At 67.5% G+C, this 16,681-nt stretch carries 12 protein-coding genes; 7 read left to right on the plus strand and 5 right to left on the minus strand.

Annotated features, from left to right (window positions below; genetic code table 11):
- Positions 1-49 precede the first annotated feature (49 nt).
- On the plus strand, positions 50-2,344 hold the full coding sequence (locus AC56DV_RS29225) for a gluconolaconase (RefSeq protein WP_496317713.1): 2,295 nt from the start codon (positions 50-52) through the stop codon (positions 2,342-2,344).
- Between the two features lie 15 nt (positions 2,345-2,359).
- On the opposite strand, the gene AC56DV_RS29230 is transcribed toward AC56DV_RS29225, so the two are convergent.
- Complete coding sequence (locus tag AC56DV_RS29230; protein WP_496317714.1) at positions 2,360-3,148, minus strand: LytR/AlgR family response regulator transcription factor; 789 nt, start codon at positions 3,146-3,148, stop codon at positions 2,360-2,362.
- On the minus strand, positions 3,145-4,248 hold the full coding sequence (locus AC56DV_RS29235) for a sensor histidine kinase (protein WP_496317715.1): 1,104 nt from the start codon (positions 4,246-4,248) through the stop codon (positions 3,145-3,147). The genes AC56DV_RS29230 and AC56DV_RS29235 overlap by 4 nt, the downstream gene beginning before the upstream one ends.
- 155 nt (positions 4,249-4,403) lie before the next feature.
- Here AC56DV_RS29235 and AC56DV_RS29240 point away from each other — a divergent pair, with 155 nt between their 5' ends.
- The 6 genes from AC56DV_RS29240 (at position 4,404) to AC56DV_RS29265 (ending at position 9,615) form a co-directional block, all read left to right on the plus strand.
- Entirely contained in the window at positions 4,404-5,237 is an 834-nt protein-coding gene (locus tag AC56DV_RS29240) for a DUF2306 domain-containing protein (RefSeq protein ID WP_496317716.1), read from the plus strand.
- 228 nt (positions 5,238-5,465) lie between these two features.
- Complete coding sequence (locus tag AC56DV_RS29245; protein WP_496317717.1) at positions 5,466-6,266, plus strand: glycine-rich domain-containing protein; 801 nt, start codon at positions 5,466-5,468, stop codon at positions 6,264-6,266.
- An 81-nt stretch (positions 6,267-6,347) separates the two neighbouring features.
- Positions 6,348-7,538, plus strand: a complete 1,191-nt coding sequence (locus AC56DV_RS29250) for an acyl-CoA dehydrogenase family protein (protein WP_496317718.1) — start codon at positions 6,348-6,350, stop codon at positions 7,536-7,538.
- Positions 7,539-7,549: 11 nt separating this feature from the next.
- The gene (locus AC56DV_RS29255; protein WP_496317719.1) at positions 7,550-8,689 is read left to right on the plus strand and encodes an acyl-CoA dehydrogenase family protein; all 1,140 of its coding nucleotides are present in this window, start codon (positions 7,550-7,552) and stop codon (positions 8,687-8,689) included.
- Positions 8,690-8,705: 16 nt separating this feature from the next.
- Entirely contained in the window at positions 8,706-9,170 is a 465-nt protein-coding gene (locus AC56DV_RS29260; protein WP_496317720.1) for a MaoC family dehydratase, read from the plus strand.
- The gene (locus tag AC56DV_RS29265) at positions 9,163-9,615 is read left to right on the plus strand and encodes a MaoC family dehydratase (RefSeq protein ID WP_496317721.1); all 453 of its coding nucleotides are present in this window, start codon (positions 9,163-9,165) and stop codon (positions 9,613-9,615) included. Before AC56DV_RS29260 ends, AC56DV_RS29265 begins: the two co-directional genes overlap by 8 nt.
- A gap of 113 nt (positions 9,616-9,728) precedes the next feature.
- On the opposite strand, the gene AC56DV_RS29270 is transcribed toward AC56DV_RS29265, so the two are convergent.
- From AC56DV_RS29270 to AC56DV_RS29280, 3 genes are all read right to left on the minus strand, one after another.
- Positions 9,729-10,652 (minus strand): diguanylate cyclase domain-containing protein, encoded by a 924-nt coding sequence (locus AC56DV_RS29270; protein ID WP_496317722.1) that lies wholly within the window; start codon positions 10,650-10,652, stop codon positions 9,729-9,731.
- Complete coding sequence (locus AC56DV_RS29275; protein WP_496317723.1) at positions 10,649-15,226, minus strand: PAS domain-containing protein; 4,578 nt, start codon at positions 15,224-15,226, stop codon at positions 10,649-10,651. Before AC56DV_RS29275 ends, AC56DV_RS29270 begins: the two co-directional genes overlap by 4 nt.
- A gap of 189 nt (positions 15,227-15,415) precedes the next feature.
- A complete protein-coding gene (locus AC56DV_RS29280) occupies positions 15,416-16,675 on the minus strand; it encodes an acyl-CoA dehydrogenase family protein (protein WP_496317724.1) in 1,260 nt (419 codons plus the stop codon).
- Positions 16,676-16,681: the final 6 nt, after the last annotated feature.

The following is a 16,681-nucleotide window of genomic DNA, read 5'->3' on the forward strand; positions in this document are numbered from 1 at the left end:
CGGTCTTCATTCATGGATGGGTTGTAACGTGGCGGCGAAGCGGAATCATTTGGCCCTGGCGGGCATAGGCGTGGCGGCGGCGTTGACCGGCGCGGGCGTGTATTTTTATCTGCAGGCACGCGCGCCGCAGCAGCCGGCGACTCAGGCGGCGGGGCAGGGGCAGGCGGCAGCGCAGACGCCGGTCTTCTGGACCGCGCGCGTCACCACGCTGGCCGGCGACGGCCTGGCCGGCGCGGCGGAAGGCAATATGCCGCTGAGCGTGGCGCGCTTCGCGGACCCATATGGCGTGGCGGTGGACGAGGCGGGCAATATCTACATCGCCGACGCCGGCGACAACAACCGCATCCGCAAGCTCACGCCCGGCGGCGCCACCTCCACCGTGGCCGGCGGCAAGGAAGGCTTTGCCGACGGGCCGGGCGCGCAAGCGATGTTCAACACGCCCTCCGGCATCGCTATTGACGGCAAGGGCAATCTGTACGTGGCCGACACCGGCAACAACGCGATCCGCAAGGTGGCGCCGGACGGCACGGTCAGCACGCTGGCCGGCAGCGGCGTGGCCGGCAAGGTTGACGGCAAGGGCCGGGAAGCGCAGTTTAACGGCCCGGTGGGCGTGGCGGTGGACGAGGAAGGCGTGGTCTACGTGGCCGACACCTATAACGACGCCATCCGCCGCATTGCACCGGACGGCACAGTGACCACCCTGGCCGGCAGCGGCGCGCCCGGCGACGCCGACGGGCCGGCGCTGAAGGCCGGCTTCGACACGCCGTGCGCGCTGGTGCTGGACGCCGACGGCGCGCTGCTGATCGCCGACACGCGCAACAACGCCATCCGCAAGCTGGGCAAGGACGGCATGGTCAGCACCGTGCTGCGGACGGCAGACAGCGACCGCCAGGCGCTCATGCGCCGCCCGATGGCGCTGGCGCGCACGCACGACGGCCACCTGTACATCGCCACCGGATCGCAAGGCCGGATTTTGCAATTGACGCCGCAGGGCGGCTTGGGCGGGCTGATCGATATCGGGCAGCGCGTGGAGCCGGGCTACGGCAGCGACGGCTCAGTGCAGCTGTACGCGCCGCGCGGCCTGGCGCTGGCGCGCAACGGCAGCCTGGTGGTGAGCGACGCCGCCACCTTCCGCATCCACCGCCTCAGCGCCGCCACGCCCGCAGACGCGCCGCCGCCCGCAACAACGCCCGCCGTCGCCAGCGGCACCGCGCCGCCAGCGGCCGCCGCTTTGGCTGCGGCGTCGCCGTCAACCGCACCGCAGTCTGCCGCGCTGGCCGCATTGCCGATGGGCGCCGCGCAAGCCGCTTCCGCCGCGCCGGCTACGGCTGCGGCTCCGGCCGGGACAGGGCGGCGGTCTGCCCCCGTGGCCACGATGTTGTGGCCGGTCGGCCCGCAAAACGAGCCACATGAAATCGTCGGCGTGATGGGCGAAGTGCGCGGCAGCTTCGAAGGCGAGAGCCGGCACCACTTCCACGCCGGCCTCGACGTGCAGGCCGACGTCGGCAAACCGGTGCTGGCCGTGGCGCCCGTCAAGGTCAACGACCCCTTGCCCAACTGGGGTTTCGGCAGCCTGAGCGAAGGCATCGCCCTCGGCAACATCTCCTACATCCACATGCGCGTGGGCCGCGACACCAAAAACGCCGCGCTGGACGAACGCTTCCAGCTGCTGCGCAACGCCAAGGGCAAACCGGAGCGCGTGCGCGTGCGGCGCGGGGCGCGCTTCGCGGCGGGCGACACGCTGGGCACCATCAACGGCATGGCCCACGTCCACCTCGACTATTACGACCAGGGCAAAGCCCTCAACCCTCTCAGCTTGCCGTTCAAAGGCCAGCTGGACACGGTACTCCCGCGCATCAACAGCATCACCCTGTTCGACAGCCGGGGCAAGGTCATCAAGGCCGCCAAGCGCAAGCCGCTGATCGTGCAGCGCAGCGTGGGCGAGTTGAGCATCGTGGTGGACGCCTACGACCAGATGGACGGCAACGAGGCGCGCCGCCGCCTCGGCCTCTACGCGCTGGGCTACCAGCTGCTGCGCGAGGACGGCAGCCCGGTGGCGGGCTACGAACAGCCGCAGATCACGCAGGTGTACGACGAACTGCCGCGCAACCGCGAGGCTGTGAAATATGCCTACGCGCCGAACAGCGGCATCACCGTCTACGGCAGCAAAGCGACCCGCTTCGCCTACACGCTGACTAACCGCATGATCCACGGCCAGGTAACGCCCGGCATGTGGAATGTAGCCGAACTCGCGCCCGGCAACTACCGCCTGCGCGTGCTGGCCGCCGACTACGCCGGCAACAAGGCCGTCGAAGGGCGCGACCTGCCGTTCACGCTGGAATAGGCCTATCCCCGGCGGCTACATTTGCCGGAAATGGTGCAGATAGCTGCGGCTCACCGGCAGCACTTCCGCGTGCCCGCGCAGGTGCACGTCGGCGGTTTCGTTCACGCCGCGCACCACTTCGCGCACGTAGTGCAGGTTGACGATGGCGGAACGGTGGATCTGCACGAAGCGCTCGGGGTCCAGCTCGTCGGCCAGCTCGCGGATGCTCTTGCGTATCAGCGCTTCGCCGTCGTCCCACACCACCGTGGTGTACTTGCCGTCCGCGCGCAGATAGGCCACCTGTTCCACCGGGATCAGCCGCATGCGGCTGCCGCTGGATGCCTTGATCCATTGCAGCCAAGCGCGCGCCGGCGCGCGCTGGCGCAGCTCGTTGGCCATGCGCTCCAGCACCGCGTCCAGCATCGCGTCGGTCGCCGCGCCGTGCCCGGTGCCTGAGCCTGTGCTGAGCCGTTCCTGCAGGCGCCGTACCGTGTCGGCCAGCCGTGCCGGGTCTACCGGCTTTACCAGGTAATCGATCGCGCCTTGCTCGAAGGCCTGCACCGCGTACTGTTCGTACGCCGTGATGAACACGATCTGCGCCCGCCGCGCCAGGGCGCGCGCGGCCTCGATGCCGTTCAGCCCGGGCATGTGCACATCCAGAAACACGATGTCTGGCTGGTGCGCGTCGAACAGCTCCACCGCCTCGCGTCCGTTGCGCGCGTCCGCCACGATGTCCAGCTCGGGCCATAGCCGCACCAGTTGCGAGCGCAAGTGTTCGCGCAGCAGCGGTTCGTCGTCGGCGATCAGGGCGGTGGTGCGGTTCATGCGGTGCTCCGTGGAGGGAAGATCAGTTCAACATGCAGGCCGTGTGGCTCGGTTTCCAGCAGGTCAAGACGGGCGGCGGCGCCGTAGAAGGCCTGCAGGCGGGTGCGCACATTGCCCAGCCCCGTGCCCGGCTGGGCGGACTCGGACATGCCGACGCCGGTATCGCTGACCCACAGGGTGACCAGCCCGCTTGCCGCATCGGCCTTGCCGCCTACTTCGATGCTGCCGCCGTCCGTGCTCGGATCGATGCCGTGGCGCACCGCGTTTTCCACCAGCGTCAGCAAGGCCATGGCGGGGAAGGCCAGGCCGTGCAGTTCGGCCGCCGCGTCCAGCTTGTAGCGCAGGCGGTCCGGCATGCGCAGGTGCATCAGCTCCAGGTAGGCGCGCACCAGCTGTAATTCATTGCCCAGAGTGGCATCGGCGTCGTGCAGGCGCGGCATGGCGGCGCGCAGGTAGGCGATCAGGTGCCGCAGCACCGGCGCCGCATTCTCGGAGCCGGATTCGACCAGCGCCTGGATGTTGGCCAGCGTGTTGAACAGGAAATGCGGCTCGATCTGCGCCTGCAGCAGGCGCAGGCGCGCGTCCAGCAGCTCGCGTTCCAGCGTATTGCGCTCGCGCTCGGCCTGCAGCAGTGCGGCCCGCTCGCGCGCCCGGCGCTCCATGCGCAAGCCGACCATGGCGGTGATGGTGCCCAGCACGAACATCACGATGGCCAGCATGGCGTAGCCCGACATTTCCCGGGACGAGCGCATGAAGATCAGCGTGTTCCCGCGCTGCACGGCCACCAGCGTGGCGAGCGCGGCGACCGGCGCCGTCATCCCCACGGCCGCCAGCCGCAGCAGCGACTGCGGCACCCAGCGCACGCGCCACCGCGTGGACGCCGTGTAGGCCAGCAGCATGGCCATGCCGATGGAGACGATGTGGCCCGCCACCGTGATGAAGGTGGTCTTCGACAGCGCATGCAGCAGCCAGGACAGCTGCCCGGTCAGGAACAGCACCACCAGGAACTGGCGCCACGTCGGCAGCGCCGCGCGGCCGGCAGCCGGTAGCGGCCTGGAAGGCTGTGGAGGCGGCGAGGGTGGAGGTGGCGCTTTAGTCATCCTGCAACAATAACCGTTCGCAGCTTGCCGTTCAAGCCGCAGGCCGTCGTTCACGCCCCGAAAACCGTAGCCCATCGCACCGCATGACCCCCAGGCGACTGGACGCGCGCGTGCCGGTCTATCTTGCTTGCACGACTACCAACCGGAGACCTCTAATGACCAGTATTCAAGCTCAACCCGTCCCGCAGCACATGTTCGGCCCGCAGGCCGCCACCACAGCATTGAAAGCGTCGGCAAGGCTCTGGTTCAGCGTGGCCGTCATTGGCCAGTTGCTGTTCGCCTGGTACGTTGCGGCGCTTTATGGCGGCGCCGTGGTGCGCGGCGACCCGGCGCGCTGGAACTCGGTGGCGCCGCATGCGCACGTGCCGGGCGACGCGGCAGGCAACGCCGCCTTCGGACTGCACATGCTGCTGGCGGTCATCATCATGGTCGGCGGCGCCTTGCAGCTGATCCCGCAAGTGCGCAGCCGCGCGCCCGCTTTCCACCGCTGGAACGGGCGGGTCTACGTGCTGCTCGCAGCGGTGGCCAGCCTCACCGGCCTGTACATGGTGTGGGCGCGCGGCACCGTGGGCGGCTTGTCGCAGCACATCGGCGTCAGCGTGAACGGCGTGCTGATCCTGCTGTGCGCCGCCATGGCCGTGCGCCACGCGCGCGCCCGCAATTTCGCCAAGCACCGCGCCTGGGCGCTGCGCCTGTTCCTGGTGGTGAGCGGCGTTTGGTTCTTCCGTGTCGGCCTGATGTTCTGGATCTTCATCAACCAGGGCCCGGCCGGATTCGATCCCAAGACCTTCACCGGCCCGTTCCTCACCTTCCTGGCCTTCGCCCAGTTCCTGGTGCCGCTGGCCGTGCTGCAGCTCTACCTGCGTGCGCGGGACGGCGGCGGGGCGGCCGCGCGCTTCGCCGTGGCAGCCGGCCTCGCTGTGCTGACGGCCGCCATGGGCCTCGGCATCTTCGCCGCCGCCGCCATCATGTGGCTGCCGCGCCTGTGAGAAAGTTCACAATTGATAGCGCGCTCTACTATGGTGAACGATCGCTCAATTGTTAAATATGCGGCCCGCTGTGACAATTGGTGAGTATCTCGAAATATTATTGAAATAATATGGTTCGCAAGCAAAACAAGTCCCGGCGTCACCGCACGGGACAGGGGTGACGGCCGCGTAGTGGTCGGCGTGGTTGGAACCTATCCAAAACCGCGGCCACTACGTGGAGGTAGAGTCATGTCCAAAATTTCGGAGACACAAAAGGAATTCCTGCAAAAATTGAACAGCTTGGACTTCGGTCCGCTGGCCTACAAGCTGATGAATCCCGAAGACCGTCCCGGCCTGTCGCTGGAGCAGGCGGCGGACGCCATCACCCGCTACAAGGGCTTCCTGTTCCTTACCCACAGCAACCCGGGCAAAGCCATTTCGCCGTCGCGCTATGTGGACTACGCGTGGCACAACCACATCCTGGACACCGAGCTGTACCTGGCGCAAACGGCCACGCTGTTCGGCAAGCCGCTGCACCACTTTCCCTTCTTCGGCAAACGCGGCTCGGCCGACGAGCGCGAACTGCTGGCCGCCGCCGAGTACACGCGCGGCCAAGCGCGCAGCTATTTCGGCTGGGACGATGACGACTGGTGCGGCACCGGCGGCCCCAAAGGCCCGCGTCCACCGAAAGGGCTGGCCGAACTGGCCGGCATCCTGTTCCCGGCCGGCGTGAGCCCGGCCGGACTGGCGCGCGAAGCCGACACCTTCAGCCTCCAGGTGGGCAACTTCCGCCACACGGTGGAGCATATCGGCGGGCAGGGCAACCAGATGTTCGCCATGCAGGGCTCGCGGCTGGACTATCTGGAGAAGCTGCTGAAACTGCCGATCTGGGTTATCGTCTGCATGCCGGCGGAACTGAGCGTCATCGACGAGATCGTCTCCGTCCGCAAGGAGCGGCTGGTGGAAGTGTCCAAGGCGCTGGTCGAGCAACGCCTGACGCCGCAAGGCTTCAAACGTGAAATGGTACAACTGGAGGCCGTGGCGCATTAAAAGGTGTTGAAGCTGTCTCCTTGTGCGGTACAATAAATGAACGGTCGTGCTTTTTGCGGCTGATCAAAACAAGGAGACAGCATGGATTTGAACTACTCGTCCGAGGATCTGGCGTTCCGCGACCAGGTGCGCGCCTTCCTCGAAGCCAACCTGCCCGCCGACCTGCAGCAGAAGGTGCGCAAGCATCTGCGCCTATCGCGCGAGGACATCGTCCGCTGGCACCAGATCGTCGCCAAGCAAGGCTGGGTGGCCCCGGCCTGGCCGGTCGAGTACGGCGGTCCCGGCTGGAACGCCACCCAGCGCCACATCTGGGAAGAGGAATGCGCCATCGCCGGCACGCCGCCCGTGCTGCCCTTCGGCATCAACATGGTGGCGCCCGTCATCATGGCCTTCGGCAATGAAGAGCAAAAAGCCTACTATCTGCCGCGCATCCTGAGCTGCGAAGACTGGTGGTGCCAGGGCTACTCCGAGCCCGGCTCCGGCTCCGACCTGGCCTCGCTGAAAACCACCGCCGAGCGCGTGGGCGACCATTACATCGTCAACGGCCAGAAAACCTGGACCACGCTGGGCCAGCACGCCGACATGATCTTCTGCCTGGTGCGCACCGACAGCACCGTGCGCAAACAGGAAGGCATTTCCTTCCTGCTGATCGACATGAAAACGCCGGGCATCACCGTGCGCCCCATCATCATGCTGGACGAAGACCATGAAGTGAACGAAGTCTTCTTCGACAACGTGAAGGTGCCGGTCGCCAACCTGATCGGCAAAGAGAACAAGGGCTGGACCTACGCCAAATACCTGCTGGGCCACGAGCGCACCGGCATCGCCGCGGTGGGCCGCTCCAAGCGCGAGCTGCAGTTCCTCAAGAAGGTGGCGCTCAAGCAGCTCAAGCGCGGCAAGCCGCTGCTGGACGACCCGCTGTTCGCGGCCAAGGTGGCCAACCTGGAAATCGAGCTGATGGCGCTGGAGACCACGGTGCTGCGCACCATCTGCCAGGAAGACCAGACCCCCGGCCCGCAAGCGTCCATGCTGAAAGTGCGCGGCTCGGAGATCCAGCAGATCCTCACCGAGCTGATGATCGAAGCGCTGGGCCCGGACGCGCTGCCGTTCGACACCAGCTACCTGGAAGGCAAGTCCGAGCACGCGGTCACCGGCGACGACGACCACGCGCCGCTGGCCGGCTACTACTTCAATTTCCGCAAGACGTCGATCTACGGCGGCTCGAACGAGATACAGAAAAACATCATCACCCAGATGATCCTGGGCCTGTGAGGGGAGACAGCATGGACTTTACTTTCAAAGAAGAACAGCAGCAGTTCGCCGATGCCCTGCGCCGCTGGGTGGACAAGGACTACACTTTCGAAACCCGCAAGCGCATCATCCATTCGCCGGCCGGCGTGTCGGACGAAGCGTGGGCCACGCTCGGCGAGCTGGGCATGCTGGCGCTGCCGGTGCCCGAAGAGCAGGGCGGCTTCAACGGCAGCGCGGTGGACATGCTGGTGGTGATGCAGGAACTGGGCCGCGGCCTGGTGGTGGAACCCTACCTGGCCACCGTGATGGGCGCGCAATTCCTCAAGCTGGCCGGCGGCCACGAGCAGCTGCTGGAGCAAGTGGCGGGCGGCGAGCTGAAGCTGGCCTGCGCGCTGGGCGAACAGCAGTCGCGCCACGACCTGAGTGACATCGCGGTCACCGCCCATGAGCAGGGTAATGGCTACGTGCTGAACGGCGCCAAGACCGTGGTGATCCACGGCGGCCAGGCGGGCGCCTTCATCGTCTCCGCCCGCAGCGGCGGCGAGCAGCGCGACAAGGGCGGCATCTCGCTGTTCGTGGTGCCGGCCGATACCAAGGGCGTGAAAGTCACCGACTACCGCACCATCGACGGCCAGCGCGCCGCCACCGTGCAGTTTACTGGCGCGGAAGTGCCTGCGTCCGCGCTGCTGGGCGGCGTCGGCGCCGGCTGGGACATCCTCGACGCGGCCGCCGACTACGGCGCCACCTTGCTGTGCGCGGAAGCCGTGGGCGCCATGGACGCCATCTTTGCCGCCACCCTGGACTACCTGAAGACGCGCCAGCAGTTCGGCGCGCCCATCGGCAAATTCCAGGCCCTGCAGCACCGCATGGCCGACATGTTCATCCACCTGGAGCAGGCCCGCTCGATGGCCATGCTGGCGGCGGTGAAAGTGGCCTCCAGCGACGTGGAAGAACGCCGCCGCGTGGTGTCCGCCGCCAAGGTGCGCGTGGGGCAGGCCTGCAAATTCGTCGGCCAGCAGGCGGTGCAGCTGCACGGCGGCATGGGCGTGACGGACGAGCTGCCGGCGGCGCACCACTTCAAGCGCCTCACCATGATAGACCTGACCCTGGGCGACGCCGACCACCACCTGGAACGCTTTATCGCCCAACCCGGATTCAAACACGCTGCTTAAGGCAAGGAGAGGCTGCATGAAGAAATGGTATTTCGAGGATTTCGTTGAAGGCCAGGAGATCGCGCTCGGCAGCCGGCTGGTGACGGAGGAGGAGATCATCGCCTTCGCCACCCAGTTCGACCCGCAGCCTTTCCACGTGGACCACGAAGCGGCGGCGCATTCCATCTTCGGCAAGCTGGCCGCCAGCGGCTGGCACACCTGCAGCATGATGATGCGGCTGGTGGTGGACGGCATCCTGAACGATTCCTCCAGCTTAGGCTCGCCCGGCCTGGACGGCATCCGCTGGATCAAGCCGGTGTACGCGGGCGACACGCTGAGCGTGAGCTACGTGACCAAGGAAGTGCGGCCATCGAGCTCCAAGCCGGACCGGGGCGTGATCGTGTCGGTCTGGAAGGCCACCAACCAGCGCGGCGAGCTGGTGTGCACGGTGGAAGGGATGGGCATGTTCCGGCGCCGGCCGGCGGGAGCGGCCCATGCGTGAAATCGCCACGCTGGAGGAAATGAAGACGCTGGTGGGTGAGGACGTGGCGGTATCGGATTGGATCGAGATCACGCAGGAGCGCGTGAACCAGTTCGCTGTCGCCACCAACGACCACCAGTGGATCCACGTCGACGTGGAACGTGCCAAGCGCGAATCGCCGTTTGGCGGCACCATCGCGCACGGCTTCCTTACGCTGTCGCTGGTGCCGGCCATGCTGGAGAGCGCGCTGCACATGGTGGACATGAAGATGGGGCTGAACTACGGCCTCAACAAAGTGCGCTTCCCCGGCCCGGTCCCGGTCGGCAGCCGCCTGCGCGCGCGCATGACCATCCAGTCCATCGAAGACATCGAAGGCGGCGCGCAGGTGGAATGGGGCGTGGTGATCGAACGCGAAGGGCAGGCCAAGCCGGTGTGCGTGGCGGAGTTTGTGATGCGTCGGTATTAATTGGATTGTTGATTATCCGATAACTTAATCCAAGTCTACAATGGCAATTTACCTGGAGCGCTGATGAAGCGCGTAATTGCTGCCGTAACGCAGGAAGTTGCGCGTCCGCCCGCTCAGTCCTGGGCGGACATGCAATAGCGGTTGCGGCCGGTTTCCTTGGCGCGGTAGAGCAGGGCGTCGGCGCTGCGGATCAGGGCGCTGGGGTCGACATTCTCGTCCGGCAGCGCGGTGGACACGCCCATGCTCACGGTCACCTGCGGTCCCACCGACGAGGCCTTGTGCGGTATCTGCAGCAGGCGGACTTCGTCCAGGATGCGTTGGGCCACCACTTCGGCGCCCTCCGCGCCCACCTGCGGCAGCAGGATGATGAACTCTTCGCCGCCGTAGCGCGCCAGCATGTCCGGGGGCCGGCCGGCGCAGCGTTTCATGGCCGCGCTCACTTGCTGCAGGCACAGGTCGCCGGCCTGGTGGCCGTAGGCGTCGTTGTAGTTCTTGAAGTGGTCGATGTCGATCATGATGAGCGCCATCGGCGTGCCCGAGCGCGCGCAGCGGCGCCACTCGTTGTCCATGGCTTCGTTGAAGCTGCGGCGGTTGGCCACGCCGGTCAGGGCGTCGGTCAGGGTCAGTTCGCGCATGGCGTCGGCCTGGCGCTTCACGGTCAGCTGGGTGCGCACCCGCGCGCGCACCACGGCCACGTTGAACGGCTTGCTGATGAAGTCCACCGCGCCCGCTTCCAGCGCCCGCGTTTCGTCCTCGGGCGTGGTGAGGGCGGTGACGAAGATCACCGGGATGTCGCGCACCGCGGCCGAGGCGCGCAGCGCGCCGCACACCTCGTAGCCGTCCATGCCGGGCATCACGGCGTCCAGCAGGATCAGGTCCGGCTGCTGGTTGTGCGCGATCTGCAGCGCCTTCTCGCCGCTGAGCGCGAACAGCACGTCATGCTCTTCGCGCAGCGCGTGGTGGAGAATCTGGATGTTCTCCATCGCGTCGTCGACGATCAGGATGCGTCCATTCATCGCCAGGTCGCTCCAGCTCATGCAATGTCCTTTCGCTTCAGCATATCTTGTACCAGGGGTTCGGCGGCGGCAAAATCCAGGGTCTCGACGGCGTGGGCCAGGGCCAGCACGGCCTCGTGCCGGTGCTGGTCGAGCGCCGGGCGCAGGGCCTGGAAGTGCGTCAACGCTTTCATGTTGTTAGTTTGTAGCAAGGATAGCAGGTCTTCCAGCGCTTGCGGCAGGTCGGCGCCGCCCGGCGCGGCGGCGCTGTCCGCGTCCGCCGCGGGCAGGGGCAGCGGCAAGGTGCGCGCCGCCTCGGTCACCACGCTGATCGACTGGTCCAGCGCGGTCAGCAGGAAGGCCAGGTCGGTTTCGCTGCCTTCGTGCAAAGCTACTTCGGCCTGGGCGCTGAGGCGGGCGATGTCGCCGGCGCCCAGGTTGGCCGCCACGCCGCGCAGGCGGTGCAGCAGCTGGGCGGCGGCGTGCTGTTTGCCATTGGCCAGCAAGGTGCGCACTTCGCCCACGGTGCCGCCCTGCGAGTTTTCGAAGCGCTTGAGCAGGCCGACGAAGGCGGGGTAATTGCCGGCCAGGCGCTTGAGCGCGGCCTCCAGGTCGATGCCCGGCAGGCTGGACGGCCGGTCTTCGGCGGCCGGCTTGCGCCAGCTGTCGTCGGGCGCGGCGCCGCCGGGGCGCAGCGGCGCCAGGCGCAGCAAGGTGGCCAGCAGCTCGTCCACGTCGATCGGCTTGGGCACATGGGCGTTCACGCCGGCCTCCACGGCCAGCTGGCGGTCCTCGTCCAGCGCGTTGGCCGTCATGGCGATGATGGGCAGCTCCTTCAAGCCCATGGCGCGCAGGGTGGCGGTGGCTTCATAGCCGTTCATCACCGGCATCTGCAAGTCCATCAGCACCGCGTCGTAGCGCGCCGGGTCTTGCTTCAGCAGCTCCACCGCCACGCGGCCGTTGCAGGCGATATCCACCCGCGCGCCGGCGTGCAGCAGGATGTACTGCGCCATTTCCTGGTTGATCTCGTTGTCTTCCACCAGCAGCACGCGCATGCCGGCCAGGCGGCCGGACAGCGGCGTGTGGGCCGGCAGGGCGGACTGCTGCGCCGAACCGGTGCGCACCGCAATCACGGTCGACAGCAAGCGGGACGGCGTGGTCGGCTTGGCCAGGATGGTGGCGATGTGCAGGCTGTCGGCGATGGGGATCAATTCTTCGGTGTAATGGTCGGGCGCCATCATGATGGTGGGCGGTAGCAGCAGGGTATCGTCGGTGTGGGCCTGGGTCAAGAGCGAAATGCCGTCCAGGTCGGGCAGGCCGGCGTCCAGCAGCAGCAAGTCGAGCTGCGGCGCGCCGGAGGCGCGCGCCAGCTTGCGCAGCTGGGCCAGCCCGGCCTGGCCGCTGTCGGCGCTCCACACGCGCCAGCCCAGCGCCTGGCACTGGCGCGTGAGCATGTCCAGCACGGTGGCGTTGTCTTCCACGATCAGCACACTGAGCCCTTCGACGGCGACCGGCAGCTGGCGCGCGGCCGGCATGCCGTGCACTGCGCGCTCCAGGGTGTAGGCGAAGCGGAAGGTGGAGCCTTTGCCCAGCTCGCTGTGCAGGCTGATGCTGCTGTCCATCAAGTCCACCAGGCGGCGGCAGATGGCCAGGCCCAGGCCGGTGCCGCCGTACTGGCGGCTGGTGCTGTTGTCGCCCTGCGAGAACGCTTCGAACAAGTGCGCCTGCTGCGCCGGGCTGATGCCGATGCCGGTGTCGCGCACGGCGAACTCCAGCGTGGTGGAGGTGGCGCTGCACGACAGCTGCCGCACCGACAGCACCACCTCGCCGTGTTCGGTGAACTTGACGGCGTTGCCGGTGAGGTTGAGCAGCACCTGCTGCAGCCGCATGGCGTCGCCCACCAGGTCCAGCGGCACGTCCGGCGCCACGTTGAAGATCGGTTCCACGCCCTTGTTCCACGCGTTCTGGCCCACCAGCACGCCGATGCTGGTGAGGATATGGTCCAGGTTGAAGGGGCTGTGCTCGAGCTTGAGCTGGCCGGCCTCGATCTTGGAGAAGTCCAGCACGTCGTTCACCACCGCCAGCAGCGACTGCGTGGCCAGCTGGATTTTGCCCACGTAGCTGCGCTCGCGGCGCGCCAGCGGTGCTTCCTCGAGCAGCCGCGCCAGGCCGATGATGGCGTTCATCGGGGTGCGGATTTCGTGGCTCATATTGGCCACGAAGGCGCTTTTCGCGCGGCTGGCCGCCTCGGCGTGGTCGCGCGCGCGCACCAGCTGCTCGTTCAGGTCGTGCAGGCGCAGCTCGGTGCGCTTGAGTTCGGTTACGTCCGACACCATGACGAAGAAGCCGCGCGCCTTGCCGCTCTCGTCCAGGTCGGGAATGTAGTTGGCCCACACGAAGCGCGATTCGCCATCGCGGTCGGGCCGGTCCTGGTAAAAGCTTTGCGGCTGGCCGGCCAGCACGGCGTCGATGCGCTGCCGGTTGCGCCGGTACAACTCGCCGCCCACCACTTCGGTCATGGGCGCGCCGATGACCTGGTCTATGCCCACGCCCATGAATTCGAGGAAGCTGCGGTTGGCGAAGCGGCAGCGCAGTTCCAGGTCCCAGTAGGTGACCATGGCCGGCACGTGGTCGGTGACGGTGCGGATGAAGGCATTGCTGCGCGCCAGGCTGAGCGAGGTGGCGCGCAGCACCTCGTCGGCGCGCTTGCGCTCGGTGATGTCGATGGCCATGCCCAGCAGGTGGGTGGGCGTGCCATGCTCGTCGCGCAGCGATACTTTGCGGGTGTTGAGCACGCGCACCGTGCCGTCGGCCGCGGTCACTTCCTCCTCGTCGATTTCCACCGTTTCGGCGCCGGCCAGCACGGCGCGGTCGGCCTGCGCGAACGCCTCGGCCTGCCCGGCGGGGAAGAAGTCGAAGTCGTTCTTGCCCAGGAACTGGGAGCGCGGCCGGCCCAGCGTGAGTTCGGCCTGGCGGTTCATCATTTCAAAGCGCAGATCGCCGGCGCGTTTGACAAACAGCATGGCCGGCATGTTCTCGACCACCGACTTGAACAGCTGCTTGGACTGGCGCAACTGGCGCTCGCTGTTTTTTTGCGGCGAGATATCAACCAGCAAGCCGGTGATGCCTATCATGCGGCCGGCCGCGTCGCGCACCGGGAAATAGCCGGACAGCCAGTGGCGCACCTGCTCCGGCAGGTCGGGCGCGGTGCCGGTCATTTCGATGCCGGAAATGGCCTCGCCGGTGGCGAGCACCGTGCGGTAGTCGCGTTCCACGTCCAGCCGCACCTGCTCGTCGCGGATCACGTCGCCGAAATGGCGGCCGATGTGCTCGGACACCGGCTTGCCGTTGATGGCGGCCAGGTAGTCGTTGATCATGACGATGCGCAGGTCCAGGTCGACGAAGCTGAGGCCGACCGGCGCGCTGGCGTACACGTTTTCCAGCAGCGCCTTGGACGCTTCGAGCTGGGCGGTGCGCTCGGCCACCAGGGTTTCCAGCTGGTGGCGGTGGCGCTGGATGTCGCCTTCCACTTGCGCCAGGGCCTGCGCCACTTCGTCCGCTTCGCGGAAGGTCATGTAGGGCAGCGCCATCGGCACGCCGCCGGCCAGCGCGCGCGCCGGCAGGGTCAGGCCGGCGACGGAGCGGGCGATCTGGCCGCCCATCAGCCAGGCCAGCACGATGCCCACCAGCAGCAGCAAGCCCACCGCAGCCGACACCAGCGGCACCGAGGGCAGCGCGGCGTCCAGCATGGCCTGGTGCTCGGGCATGCCGACGCCCACCGCCCACTGGCGCCCGGGCAGCAGGCTCAGGCCGGCGAACACCGGGAAGCCGTCGCGCGACTTGGTCAGGCTGGCGCCTTCGCCCTGGTTCTGCAGCAGGTCGCGCGACTGGGCCGAGATCTGCGTGCCGAGGAAGCGCTCGCGGTCCTTGTTCTGGTCGACCACTGTGCCATCGGCGCCGATCAGGGCGATCAGCCATTGCGGCGACAGGCGCTGGGCGGCGGCGGCTTCGGTCAGCCGGTTCGGTTTCAGGACGGCGGTCAGCACATACAGGGTTTTGCCGCCGCGCTGCACCGGCACGTCCACCGCCACTTCGGGCTGGTGCGGCGGGCCGCTGCGGGCGAGCAGGGACAGCGCCGGAACGCCCTGCGCGATGACGGGGGCAAGCCGGGCGGCGTTGGCGGCGTTGGCGGTACTTTCGGTATTGGTGGCATCGGAGGCTGCAGTGGCTGCCGTGCCGGGGACAGCCGGGACAGCCGGGCCGGCAGTGAGGAGTACGCGGCCCGCGGCGTCGCTCAGCAGCATGCGCTGGACCGGCATGGCGGGCCGCAGCTGACTGCCGGCTTGCGCCGCGAAGGCGGCCAGGTCGGCCTGGTCCAGGCTGGGCGAGCTGGCCAGGGCCAGCGTTACCGCCTCGGCGGCGTCGATGTCGTTGCCCACGGCGGCGGCCAAGGTGCGCGCCGTCGCCAGCGCCTCCTGCTGGACTTGCAGTTGTTCGCGTTGATAGAAGTGCTGCAGCAGCACGCCCAGCCCGATGACGGACGGCAGCGCGCAAGCCAGCACCAGCAGAGCGATCTGCGAACGTATCGATGGCAGCTTGGCCGTAGTTTGTGGCACCGCGTGGCCCCCCCGGATTGCGTGGATTGCGCTCTGATAATAGCCGAGCGCCGCGCGGCGACCAAGCGAATTGTCAAGGGGTCTGTACGCGCGCCGTCCCGGCGCAACAGGACGGGACGGCGGCGTGGGGTCGCCGCGGGATCAACCGCGGCGCAACCGCAGAGATCGGTTGTTCCAGGCTGCCCGTGCTTAGCTGCGCGTAACCGGCAGGCCGAGGTCTTCCTTCAGCGGCAGGTGCTTGGCCAGTTCCAGCTTGGCGATGGCGTTGCGGTGCACCTCGTCCGGGCCGTCGGCCAGGCGCAGGGTGCGGTTGCCGGCCCACTGGTAGGCCAGCGGGAACTCGTCCGACACGCCGGCCGCGCCGTGCGCCTGGATGGCCCAGTCCAGCACCTGCTGCGCCACATTCGGCGCCAGCACCTTGATCATGGCGATCTCGGCTTGCGCGCCCTTGTTGCCCACCCGGTCCATCATATAGGCCGCTTTCAGCGTCAGCAGGCGCGCCGTGTCGATCTGGATGCGCGCTTCGGCGATGCGCTCGCGCCACACGCCTTGTTCGGAAATGCGCTTGCCGAAAGCCACGCGGCTGTGCAGGCGATGGCACATCAGCTCCAGCGCGCGCTCGGCCACGCCGATGGCGCGCATGCAGTGGTGGATGCGGCCCGGGCCCAGGCGGCCCTGGGCGATCTCGAAGCCGCGTCCTTCGCCCAGCAGGATGTTGGCGGCCGGCACGCGCACATTCTCGAACACCAGTTCGCAGTGGCCGTGCGGCGCGTCGTCGTAGCCGAACACGGGCAGCGGGCGCACCACCGTCAGGCCCGGCGTGCCGGCCGGCACCAGTATCATGGACTGCTGCTGGTGGCGGGCGGCGTCGAAGTCGGTCTTGCCCATGGTGATGTAGATCTTGCAGCGCGGGTCGCCGGCGCCGGAAATCCACCATTTGCGGCCGTTGATCACGTAATCGTCGCCGTCGCGCTCGATGCGGGTTTCGATGTTGGTGGCGTCCGAGGAGGCCACGGCCGGCTCCGTCATGGCGAAGGCCGAGCGGATTTCGCCGCGCAGCAGCGGTTCCAGCCATTGCTGTTTGTGCTCTTCGCTGGCGTAGCGCTCCAGGGTTTCCATGTTGCCGGTGTCCGGCGCGGCGCAGTTGAACACTTCCGGCGCCCAGGGCACGCGGCCCATGATTTCGCACAGCGGCGCGTAGTCCAGGTTGGACAGGCCTTCCGGGGCACGCGTGGATTTCGGCAGGAACAGATTCCACAAGCCCTGTTCGCGCGCCAGCGGCTTGAGACGCTCGATCAGCTCGGTGGGGATCCAGCGGTTGCCCTTTTCGCGGCCGTTGCGGTCGATTTCCTCGTGAAAGGCCTTCTCGTTCGGGTAGATGTGCTGGTCCATGAAGGCCAGCAGCTTGCCTTGCAGTTCTTTGCAGCGGTCCGAATATTCAAAATCCATGCCGGT

This window comes from Massilia sp. BGA-UO-ETr-WB1 (assembly GCF_059567845.1).

Coding starts and splice junctions, on each gene's coding strand:
- AC56DV_RS29265 (WP_496317721.1), top strand. CDS start 9,163: ATGCGTGAAATCGCCACGCTGGAGGAAATGAAGACGCTGGTGGGTGAG.
- AC56DV_RS29260 (WP_496317720.1), top strand. CDS start 8,706: ATGAAGAAATGGTATTTCGAGGATTTCGTTGAAGGCCAGGAGATCGCG.
- AC56DV_RS29280 (WP_496317724.1), bottom strand. CDS start 16,675: ATGGATTTTGAATATTCGGACCGCTGCAAAGAACTGCAAGGCAAGCTG.
- AC56DV_RS29240 (WP_496317716.1), top strand. CDS start 4,404: ATGACCAGTATTCAAGCTCAACCCGTCCCGCAGCACATGTTCGGCCCG.
- AC56DV_RS29245 (WP_496317717.1), top strand. CDS start 5,466: ATGTCCAAAATTTCGGAGACACAAAAGGAATTCCTGCAAAAATTGAAC.
- AC56DV_RS29270 (WP_496317722.1), bottom strand. CDS start 10,652: ATGAGCTGGAGCGACCTGGCGATGAATGGACGCATCCTGATCGTCGAC.
- AC56DV_RS29255 (WP_496317719.1), top strand. CDS start 7,550: ATGGACTTTACTTTCAAAGAAGAACAGCAGCAGTTCGCCGATGCCCTG.
- AC56DV_RS29250 (WP_496317718.1), top strand. CDS start 6,348: ATGGATTTGAACTACTCGTCCGAGGATCTGGCGTTCCGCGACCAGGTG.
- AC56DV_RS29230 (WP_496317714.1), bottom strand. CDS start 3,148: ATGAACCGCACCACCGCCCTGATCGCCGACGACGAACCGCTGCTGCGC.
- AC56DV_RS29235 (WP_496317715.1), bottom strand. CDS start 4,248: ATGACTAAAGCGCCACCTCCACCCTCGCCGCCTCCACAGCCTTCCAGG.